This window comes from Azospirillum sp. B506, from assembly GCF_000333595.1.
Classification (GTDB): Bacteria; Pseudomonadota; Alphaproteobacteria; order Azospirillales; family Azospirillaceae; genus Azospirillum.
The window spans coordinates 1-9,961 of sequence record NZ_BADK01000853.1 but is presented as its reverse complement, the minus strand read 5'-3'; the positions used below and the strand labels follow the sequence as shown (position 1 = coordinate 9,961).

General features: G+C 66.6%; 6 protein-coding genes and 3 pseudogenes. 2 read left to right on the top strand and 7 right to left on the bottom strand.

What is annotated here, in order from left to right:
- Together I71_RS26560 and I71_RS26555 are read right to left on the bottom strand one after the other, a co-directional pair.
- Positions 1-665, bottom strand: a pseudogene (locus tag I71_RS26560) (ATP-binding cassette domain-containing protein); the annotation flags it as partial.
- Between the two features lie 11 nt (positions 666-676).
- Positions 677-1,665 (bottom strand): annotated as a pseudogene (locus I71_RS26555) (BMP family protein).
- A 221-nt stretch (positions 1,666-1,886) separates the two neighbouring features.
- Between I71_RS26555 and I71_RS26550 the strand changes: the two are divergent.
- On the top strand, positions 1,887-2,540 hold the full coding sequence (locus tag I71_RS26550) for a LysE family translocator (protein ID WP_042701042.1): 654 nt from the start codon (positions 1,887-1,889) through the stop codon (positions 2,538-2,540).
- An 18-nt stretch (positions 2,541-2,558) separates the two neighbouring features.
- On the opposite strand, the gene I71_RS26545 is transcribed toward I71_RS26550, so the two are convergent.
- Positions 2,559-3,218, bottom strand: coding sequence for a DedA family protein (locus I71_RS26545; protein WP_049976347.1), 660 nt, complete (start codon positions 3,216-3,218; stop codon positions 2,559-2,561).
- Positions 3,219-3,562: 344 nt separating this feature from the next.
- Here I71_RS26545 and I71_RS26540 point away from each other — a divergent pair, with 344 nt between their 5' ends.
- A complete protein-coding gene (locus I71_RS26540; protein WP_244434066.1) occupies positions 3,563-5,212 on the top strand; it encodes a methyl-accepting chemotaxis protein in 1,650 nt (549 codons plus the stop codon).
- 295 nt (positions 5,213-5,507) lie between these two features.
- On the opposite strand, the gene I71_RS26535 is transcribed toward I71_RS26540, so the two are convergent.
- The 4 genes and pseudogenes from I71_RS26535 to I71_RS26520 all read right to left on the bottom strand — a co-directional run.
- On the bottom strand, positions 5,508-6,320 hold the full coding sequence (locus I71_RS26535; protein WP_042701039.1) for an IclR family transcriptional regulator: 813 nt from the start codon (positions 6,318-6,320) through the stop codon (positions 5,508-5,510).
- Between the two features lie 112 nt (positions 6,321-6,432).
- Positions 6,433-7,845, bottom strand: a complete 1,413-nt coding sequence (locus I71_RS26530) for a sigma-54-dependent Fis family transcriptional regulator (RefSeq protein WP_042701044.1) — start codon at positions 7,843-7,845, stop codon at positions 6,433-6,435.
- A 394-nt stretch (positions 7,846-8,239) separates the two neighbouring features.
- Positions 8,240-9,214, bottom strand: coding sequence for a branched-chain amino acid ABC transporter permease (locus tag I71_RS26525; RefSeq protein ID WP_042701037.1), 975 nt, complete (start codon positions 9,212-9,214; stop codon positions 8,240-8,242).
- 3 nt (positions 9,215-9,217) lie between these two features.
- A pseudogene (locus tag I71_RS26520) lies at positions 9,218-9,961 on the bottom strand (branched-chain amino acid ABC transporter permease); the annotation flags it as partial.

Below are 9,961 nucleotides of genomic sequence, written 5' to 3'. Positions count from 1 at the left end.
TCAGCTCCATGATCTCGCGGAGCTTGGGGGTGATGAATGATCACCGTCTTGCCCTGCTGGCGCAGCGCCCGCAGGATGCGGAAGAGATGGTCGGCCTCTTGCGGGGTCAGCACGCCGGTCGGCTCGTCGAGGATCAGGATGTCGGCGCCGCGGTAGAGCGCCTTCAGGATCTCGACCCGCTGCTGGGCGCCGACCGGCAGGTCGCCGACCGGGCTGTCGAGATCGACCTCCAGCCCATAGTCGCGGGCCAGCCGGGTCAGTTCCGCCCGCGCGCGGGCGAGGCCGCCGGCCAGGGTAACGCCGCCTTCCGCCCCCAGCAGCACATTCTCCAGCACGCTGAAGGGGTCCACCAGCATGAAGTGCTGGTGGACCATGCCGATGCCGGCGGCCAGCGCATCGCGCGGGGTGCGGATGGCGGCGGGATTGCCGTTCACCCGGATTTCCCCGCCGTCGGCGCGCAGATAGCCGTAGACGATGCTCATGATCGTCGACTTGCCGGCGCCGTTCTCGCCGATCACCCCGTGGATGGTGCCGGCCGGGACCGACAGCGACACGTCGCGGTTGGCATGGTTGGTGCCGAACCACTTGTTGATCGCCACCGTTTCCAGGGCGATATCGGATCGGGCGACGTCCGACCGGACGGCCGGCAAGAGTTCCTGCGTCATGAAGGGTCCGCTTACGGCTGGTACGGCTTGACCGTCAGCGCGCCCGCGATGATCTGCGTCTTCGCCTCTTCCAGCTTCGCTTCCATCTCCGGCGTGATCAGCTTGCGGTTGTTGTCGTCCAGCGCATAGCCGACGCCATCCTCCTTCAACCCGACGACGCGGTGGCCGGCCTTCCAGCTGCCGTCCTTCGCCGACTTCATGCAGTCATAGACGACGACATCCACCCGCTTGACCATCGAGGTCAGGACCTTGCCGGGATGGACATGGTTCTGGTTGCTGTCGACGCCGATGGACAGCTTGCCGGCATCGGCCGCCGCCTGCAGCACGCCGAGACCGGTGGCGCCCGCCGCGGCGAAGACCACGTCGGCGCCGCGGCCGAACTGGCTCTTGGCCAGCTCCGCCCCGCGGCCGGGATCGTTCCAGGCCGCCGGCGTCGTGCCGGTCATGTTGACGAACACCTCGTCGGCGGCGGCGACATGCTTCACGCCCTGCTCGTAGCCGGTCAGGAAGTTGCGGATCAACGGGATGTCCATGCCGCCGACGAAGCCGACCTTGCCGGTCTTGGACGCCAGCGCCGCCGCCATGCCGACCAGGAAGGAGCCTTCCTCCTCCTTGAAGGTCACGGACTGGACGTTGGGGGCGTCCAGCTTGTCGTCGATCAGGCAGAATTTGGTGTTCGGCGATTCCTTCCGCCCCCTTGTCCACCCCGCGGTCTGCGAGAAGCCGACGGCGACGATGACCGAGGCGCCGCGGCGCACCAGCGTGCGCATCGCCTGTTCGCGCTGCCCCTCGTTGGTGATCTCGAACTCGCGGTAGGCGGTGCCGGTTCCCTCTTGAACCGTTCGGCGCCGTTGTAGGCGGCCTCGTTGAAGGACTTGTCGAACTTGCCGCCCTGGTCGAAGACCACGGCCGGCGAGAAATCGTCGGCCAGCGCCGGAGCGCCGCCGGCGGCACCGGCTGCGGTCATCGCCAGCATGGCTGCAAGAATGCGCGTCTTCATGTCCCACCAACTCCCGACTGCGGAAACTTGACCCAAAGGATAACCGCGCCATCATTCCGCACAACAGGGAAAGCACACGAAACCATGCAGCAAATCGGAGTGCCCCTGGTTGACGACGGGGACGGGGGCGTTTATCACCCCCGCCGATAGTCGTTGCGACGAACCGGCGACATGCACGGCCGTTCGATGCGGGCCATGGAAACTCGGGGGGACGACGCTCGGTGGATCAAGTCTGGGTGCTCTTGCAGGGAATCGTTCTCGGATTCGCCATCGCCGCACCCGTCGGGCCGATCGGTCTGCTGTGCATCCGCCGCACCCTGCAGCACGGCCCGCTGATGGGCTTCTTCACCGGGTTCGGCGCCGCGGTGGCCGACACCTTCTATGGCGCCATCGCCGCCTTCGGCGTGTCGGCGGCGCTCAGCTTCCTGCGCGGGCACGAGATCGCCTTCCAGCTGGTTGGCGGCATCTTCCTGCTGGTGGTGGCGGTCCGCACCTTCCGCCAGCATCCCGACGCGGACGAACGGGAGGCGGCCTCCGCACCCGACAGCAAATCCTGGTTCACCGGCTTCATGACCGGCCTGTCGCTGACCCTGACCAACCCGGCGACCATCATGGCCTTCATCGCCATCTTCGCCGGCTTCGGGCTGGGCGGCACGCTGGACCGGCTGGAGGCGTCGACGCTGGTGCTGGGCGTCTTCATCGGCTCGTCGCTGTGGTGGATGACGCTGTCGATGGGGGTGGCCGCCGTGCGCCACCGCATTTCCGACCGCGGGCTGACCATGCTGAACCACTGCACCGGCGTGGCGCTGGGCCTGTTCGGCCTGTGGGCGCTGGGCATGGCCGCCACCGGCATAGTCGGGATGGCGACGGCCTGAATCCTCAGCCGGCCCCCCTCAGCCAGCTGACGGCGTGACGGTCGGGGCTTCCCGGGCGACGCCGCCCTTGCGCAGCAGATGCAGGTGCCTGGTCAACCGCCACAGATAGAGGCCGACCAGCACCACAAGCAGCCCGATGGTGAAATAGCCGACCAGCCGGTGGGCGAAGGGCCAGGTGGACAGCATATAGCCGGTCCAGGCCAGCAGCAGCGTCCACAGCACCGACCCGATGCCCGATGCCAGCGAATAGTTGAGGATCGACATCTTGCAGGCGCCGGCCGGGATGGAGATCAGCGTCCGCACCCCCGGCACCGGCTGCGAGAACAGCACCGCGATGCCGCCGCGCCTGGCGAACCAGTCGGTGCTCTGCCGCACCTTTTTCGGATTGATGGTCAGCCAGGGGCCGTATGTCTTCAAGAACGCCTCCAGCCGGTCGCGCCCCATCAGGCGGCTGGGCAGGAACCACACCAACTGGCCGGCCAGCGAGCCGAGCCCGCCGGCGATGGCGACCCCGACCAGCGTGAACTCGCCGGTCGCCGCCCCGATCCCGGCCAGCGGAATCACCGACTCGGCAGGGATCGGCGGGAAGACCCGCGCCAGCGCCACGAGGAAGAAAATCCCGACATAGTGGAGGTGATGCATCACCTGCACCAGCCAGTCCGTCAAGCCGCCTGCCAAGCCACTTCTCCCCTGCCGGACTCCAGCCGCATCCCGAAAACGGGCCGCCGTCCTGAAGAGTTCCCGACCGCAAAAGCGCAAACGGTTGAGGGGCCGGTCCACCCGAGTCCCGGGCATTGCCCCCACCGGCAACACTTTTAAATAATTCCAAAAATACGACCTTCTCTATAGGCGGTATTTTATAGAGCAAGATAAAGAATTCTTAAGATTATGCGACGAAAACAATATTTCTCTAATGAGAAATACTTGTAAACTTGTGAAGAAAATACGCAACTTCAGGAGGCGGAACAGAGATGTCTTTGGGTGATATTAAGATCTCCATAAAAATCATGCTGATTGTCGGCATGCTCTCGGTCGTAAGCATGGGAATTGCCGGTTTCGGTGCGATTGGATTGCAATCCCTTGGAACCGCGATCAGTGACATCGACGAAGCGACGACGGAGGTCCGTCTCAGTTCCCGCCTCAACCGTCTGCTTGCCGAAATCAACCGCGACGAATACAGCCTTGCGATCGATCCGGGCGAGGCTGGCACCATATCCTCTTCCATCGAGGAGCGCCGCAAGGCGATTGCCGACGCCATCGCCCGGCTCAAGGGCACCATCGAGGGGGAGCAGGTGGTCATCCTGCAAAGGATCGAACGGCAGCTTCCCGGCTATTACGAGAAGCTGGCGGCGTCCCTCGATACGGCGCGCAAGATTCAGGGAGCGTCCACGCTCAGCGACGGGCAGCGGACGATGAAGGTCGCCGTCGAGGCGAGCCGTGCCGACATCGGCAACCTCCGCACCGATATCACGGCCTTCCTCAATTTCACCGAGAAGGAATCGACCGATCTGGCGCGGGCGAGCGAGACGATGGCGGCCGTGAAGCTGGCCTGGATGTTCGCCCTTGCCGGTGCCGGAACGCTGGCGGGCCTTCTGCTCGGCCTGCTGATCTCGCAGAAGGGCATCGTCGGACCGATCAAATCCATCGTCTCGTCCTTGCGCGGTCTCGCCGACGGAAACCTGACGGTCGAGATCGCCGGAACGGGCCGCCGCGACGAGGTCGGGATGATCGCTGAGACCGCCGGCGTCTTCAAAGCCAACCTGATCCGCAGCCGGGAGTTGGAGGAAGAGGCGAAACAGGCCGAAGCCAGGGCGGCGGCAGAGCGCAGGCAGGCCATGCTCGGTCTGGCGGACGAGTTCGAGACGAGCGTCGGCGGCGTCGTCGAGGCGGTCTCCAGCGCCGCAGCCCAGCTCCAGTCCACCGCGCGGACCATGTCGGCGGTCGCCGAGGAGACGGCCCGCCAGTCGACGGCGGTCGCCGCCGCGACCGAACAGGCCTCGGCCAACGTGCAGACGGTGGCGGCAGCCTCCGAGGAACTCAGCAGCTCCATCGGCGAAATCAGCCGCCAGGTGGCCGAGTCCGCCACCATCTCCGGGCAGGCGGTGAGCGAGGCCGAGCGCACCAACGGCACGGTCGAAGGGCTGGCCGTGGCGGCGCAGCGGATCGGCGACGTGGTCAGCCTGATCCAGACCATCGCCAGCCAGACCAACCTGCTGGCGCTGAACGCCACCATCGAGGCGGCCCGCGCCGGCGAGGCGGGCAAGGGCTTCGCCGTGGTGGCGAGCGAGGTGAAGCAGCTCGCCAACCAGACCGCCAAGGCGACCGGGGACATCTCCGCCCAGATCGCGGAAATCCAGACCCAGACCGGCAGCGCCGTCACCGCGATCCGCAACATCGGCCGGACCATCACCCAGGTGAACGAGATCTCCAACAGCATTGCGGCGGCGGTCGAGGAGCAGAGTGCGGCCACCGGCGAGATCGGCCGCAACGTCCAGCAGGCGGCCCAGGGAACGCAGGACGTCTCGTCCAGCATCGCGGGCGTCAGCAAGGCCGCCGACGAGGCCGGCACCTCGTCGAACGAGGTGCTGTCCGCCGCGTCGCTGCTGTCCCAGGAGGCAGGGCGCCTGCGCCGTGAGGTGGACGGCTTCCTGTCGCGGGTCAGGGCGGCCTGACAGGGCGCAGCGGAGGCTGGAAGGCCGGAACCGGAGGACCAGACCCCGGAAGGGCGGAGACGGCGGGGCGTTGGATTGAACGTGCCNGCACATCCCCGAAATCTCCACCCTTCCCGGGGACCGGCCACCCTCGGCACNGAATGGCTGGCCGAACAGGGACCGCCCGGAGCGGGGATCCTGTCTGGAACAATTCAAAGAATGGCTTTAAGCACCTGTTCTGTCCAATCGATTTTTCAGATTGCCCTGATAGGCAAAACCGGTCTGAGCGGACAGGGACGGCGATCCACCCGTCCCTTCACCCGTTGAACAGGGTCGCGTCGATCCGCCGGACCATCGCCACCAGCCGCGGTGCGAACTCCTCCTCCAGCGTCTTCAGATCGACCATGAAGGCCGGCCCGCCGCAATTGAAGGCCAGCACCTGCGAGCCGTCGCGCGGCACGAAGGGAACGCCGACGGCATGCACCTCCGACTTCCAGGCGCCGATGGAGCGGCAATAGCCGCGCGTCCGGTAATCCTCGATGGCCTGGAGGATGCCGTCGCGAATCTCCGGCCAGCGGTCCCCCTCATGCTCTTCCAGCTTGATCATCAGCGGGGCGCGCTCCGCCTCCGGCAAGGCCGCGAGATAGGCGCGGCCCATGCCGGTGGTCGACAGCTTTGTGTGGGAGCCGACGTCGAGCGACAGGGTGACCGGGCCGGTCGCCTTGCAGCATTCCAGATAGATCATGCTCAGCCGGTCGCGTCCGCCCAGCGCCACGGCGAGGCCCGTCTGGTCGGCCAGTTCCTGCATCAGCGGCCGCGCCACCTGGCGGATGCCCATGCCCGACAGGCTGGCGTAGCCAAGCGCCAGCACCGAAGTGCCGAGCCGGTATTTGCCGGTGTTCTGGTCGTAGGCGAGATAGCCCAGCTTGGCCAGCGTGTAGGTCAGCCGCGACACCGTCGGCTTGGGCAGGCCGGTGCGCTGCGCCAGTTCCAGATTGCCGAGCATCGATTCATTGCGGCGGAAGGCGCGCAGCAGTTCCAGTCCGCGGGCGAGTGCCGTGACGAAGCGCGGGTCCTTCTCGTCATCCGCCAGATCGTCGGCGACCAGAGCCTCTTCCCGCCTGCGCATGACCGGTTCCTCCCGCAAAACATCGCGGGACGATCCTGCCAGCAGCCGGACAGCACGTCAATGGAACAGTGTTCCGCAGTACGAAATTTATGACCGGACGGCCACGCCGGCGTTACTGGGTCGCCCCCAGCCCCAGCGTCACCATGCGTTCGTACAGCGACGCGCGCGAAATGCCCAGCAGCTTCGCTGCCCGCGCCTTGACGCCGTTGGCCTCCTCCAGAGCGGCGGCGATGGCGTGGCGTTCGGCCGCGTGCAGCACCTCCTGCAACGGCCGCGCACCGGTCGCCAGCGGCAGGGCGGAGGCGCCGGCCGGATGCTGGCCGGGCAGCACGCTGCGGATGTGCGGGGCGGTCAGGATTGGCGCGTCGGTCAGCGCCACCACCCGCTCCAGCGTGTTGTAAAGCTCCCGCACATTGCCGGGCCAGTCATAGTCGCGCAGCACCTGCACCGCCGACTCCAGCAGCTCGCGCGGCGGGGTGCCCTGCTGGATCGCCAGCTGTTCCAGGATGCGGTCGGCGATGCTCTCGATGTCGTCCGGCCGGTCGCGCAGCGGCGGCAGGGTGATCGGCACCACGTTCAGCCGGTAATAAAGGTCGGCACGGAACTGCTTCTCGCGCACCAGGGCGTGCAGGTCGCGGCTGGTGGCGGCGATGATGCGGACATCGACCCGCACCACCTTGTTGGAGCCCAGCGGTTCGATCTCGCGCTCCTGCAGCACGCGCAGCAGCTTGGCCTGGACCGGCAGCGGCATGTCGCCGATCTCGTCGAGGAACAGGGTGCCGCCGTTGGCAAGCTGGAACTTGCCCTCGCGGTGGCGGCGGTCGGCACCGGTGTAGGCGCCGGGGGCGACGCCGAAGAACTCCGCCTCCAGCAGCGTTTCCGGGATGGCGGCGACATTGACGCCGACGAAGGGCTTGGACGCCCGCGGGCTGGCGGAATGGATGGCCTGGGCCAGCAGTTCCTTGCCCGTCCCGGTCTCGCCCAGCAGCAGGACGGTCGAGTCCATCTGCGCGGCGCGGCGGCCAAGCCGCTTGATCTCACGGATCGACTCGCTGGCGCCGAGGAATTGCGAGAAGGAGTATTTGGCGCGGCGCTCATGCGCCAGCTCCTGCTGGGTGCGGGCCAGCTCCTCCTGCATCTTCTCGTATTTGCGGACCAGCGGGCGGAGATATTCGGCACGGTCGAACAGCACGAAGCCGATGGCGCCGATGATCGTTCCGTCGGTGCCGAACAGCGGCATCCGCGTCACCACGAAGGAGCGGTCATCGAACTCCATGATGTCCAGCGGCTGCGGCTGGCCGCTGTCGATCACCCGGCGCAGCTGGCTGTTGGGGATGACGTCCTCCACCTGCCGGCCGCGCGGGTCGCCGGGAACCCCCAACAGGGCCTTGTACTTCTCGTCCATCCAGGCGATGCGGCCGGTGTGGTCGACGGCGACGGCACCGACGCACATGGACTCCAGATGCTCGAACAGGGAGTGGACCGCCCGCTGGCGCAGCGCTTCGAAATCCACGGTGTCACCCACGTCGCCCTCCCAAACGGGACCGATCTTCGTCATCCCGGTGTCGAGGCCCCTTGCGATGCCAGCTTCGGGGCCTGCTGCATTGCAGCGCAATTTGCCAACAATATCAGAGGTCAACATAGTAGCCCATCCGTCGGTTTAAAAGGAAGGCACACAGGATCGGGCGGGTGCGCGGTGTCGATCCGCACCCGTTCATCGAATCAGACCTTCATGGAGCGGTGCGCGGGTGCGGTTTTTAAAAAGGCAACCCGGACCTGTTCTCTACATCCTCCGCCATAGCCCGTCTCTTTTTTCGGCTCTTCAATCCATGCGGGCCGGCGACGGGAAAAGGAGGGGGACCTTCCGGTCCCCCCTGGGGGAGTTTCTGGGGGGAGTTTCGCGAACCTGAAAGGCTAGGTCAGTGCCCCCGCTTCGGCAGCCGGGCCAGCAGCTCGCCGACGATGCCGCGGCGGAAGACCAGGACGCAGACGACGAAGATGCAGCCGATCACCACCGGCACCGGCAGGCTGGTTGAGGCGAGGTAGCTTTCCAAGGTCACCACCAGCCCGGCCCCCACCACCGGCCCGAACAGCGTGCCCATGCCGCCCAGCAGGGTCATCAGCACCACCTCGCCCGACATCTGCCAGGTCACGTCGGTCAGAGAGGCGAGCTGGAACACCAGCGCCTTGGTCCCGCCGGCCAACCCGGCCAGCGAGGCCGACAGCACGAAGGCGACCAGCTTGTAGCGGTCGGTGCGGTAGCCGAGCGACACCGCGCGCGGCTCGTTCTCGCGGATCGCCTTCAACACCTGCCCGAAGGGCGAATGGACGGTGCGCCAGATCAGGGCGAAACCGCCGACGAAGATCGCCAGCACGGTGTAATACATGGTCAGCGGCTGGCCGAGGTCGAACAGCCCGAACAGGGTGCCGCGCGGCACGCCCTGGATGCCGTCCTCGCCATGGGTGAAGGGCAGTTGCAAGGCCAGGAAGAACACCATCTGCGACAGCGCCAGGGTGATCATGGCGAAATAGATGCCCTGGCGGCGGATGGCGATCAGGCCGAAGACCAACCCCATCAAACCGGCCACCGCGGTGGCGGCGAGCAACCCGAACTCCGGCGCCCAACCCCAGACCTTCACCGTGTGGGCGGCGATGTAGGCCGCCCCACCGAAGAAGGCGGCATGGCCGAAGCTCAAGAGACCGGCGAAACCGATCAGCAGGTTGAAGGCGCAGGCGAACAGCGCAAAGCACAACACCTTCATCAGGAAGACGGGGTACAGCACGAAGGGGGCCGCGACGGCAAGCAGCAGCAGGACGGCGGCGATCAGCACGGTTCCGGTGCTGCGGGCGGCACCGCGCAAGGCGACAGGGGTGGAGTTGCTGGTGACGCTCATGGATCAGCGCTCCCGTCCGAAGAGGCCCGCGGGCTTGATGAGAAGGACGATCGCCATCACGACGAAGACGACAATGTTGGAGGCCTCGGGGTAGAAGACTTTGGTCAGCCCCTCCAGCAGCCCCAGCCCCAGCCCGGTGACGATGGCGCCCAGGATCGACCCCATGCCGCCGATCACCACCACGGCGAAGACGATGATGATCAGGTTGGTCCCCATCAGCGGCGACACCTGATAGATGGGCGCCGCCAGCACGCCGGCCAGCCCGGCCAGCGCCACGCCGAAGCCATAGGTCAGCGATACCATCACCGGCACATTGATGCCGAAGGCCTGGACCAGCGTCGGGTTCTCCGTCGCGGCGCGCAGATAGGCGCCCAGCTTGGTGCGCTCGATGGCGAACCAGGTGCCGAAGCAGACGGTCAGCGAGGCGACGACGACCCAGGCGCGGTAGTTGGGCAGGAACATGAAGCCCAGATTCTGCCCGCCCTTCAGCGCGTCGGGGATCGGGTAGGGCTGTCCCGAAACGCCATACTGGTGGCGGAACGCCCCTTCCAGGATCAGCGCCAGACCGAAGGTCAGCAGCAGGCCATAGAGATGGTCGAGCTTGTAGAGCCGGGACAGCATCGTCTTCTCCAGCAGGATGCCGAGCAGCCCGACCGCCACCGGCGCCACCGCCAGCGCCCCCCATTAGCCGACCCCGGCATAGGTCAGCAGCAGCCACGCCACGAAGGCGCCAACCATGTAGAGCGC

Coding starts and splice junctions, on each gene's coding strand:
- I71_RS26540 (WP_244434066.1), top strand. CDS start 3,563: ATGCTCTCGGTCGTAAGCATGGGAATTGCCGGTTTCGGTGCGATTGGA.
- I71_RS26525 (WP_042701037.1), bottom strand. CDS start 9,214: ATGAGCGTCACCAGCAACTCCACCCCTGTCGCCTTGCGCGGTGCCGCC.
- I71_RS26535 (WP_042701039.1), bottom strand. CDS start 6,320: ATGCGCAGGCGGGAAGAGGCTCTGGTCGCCGACGATCTGGCGGATGAC.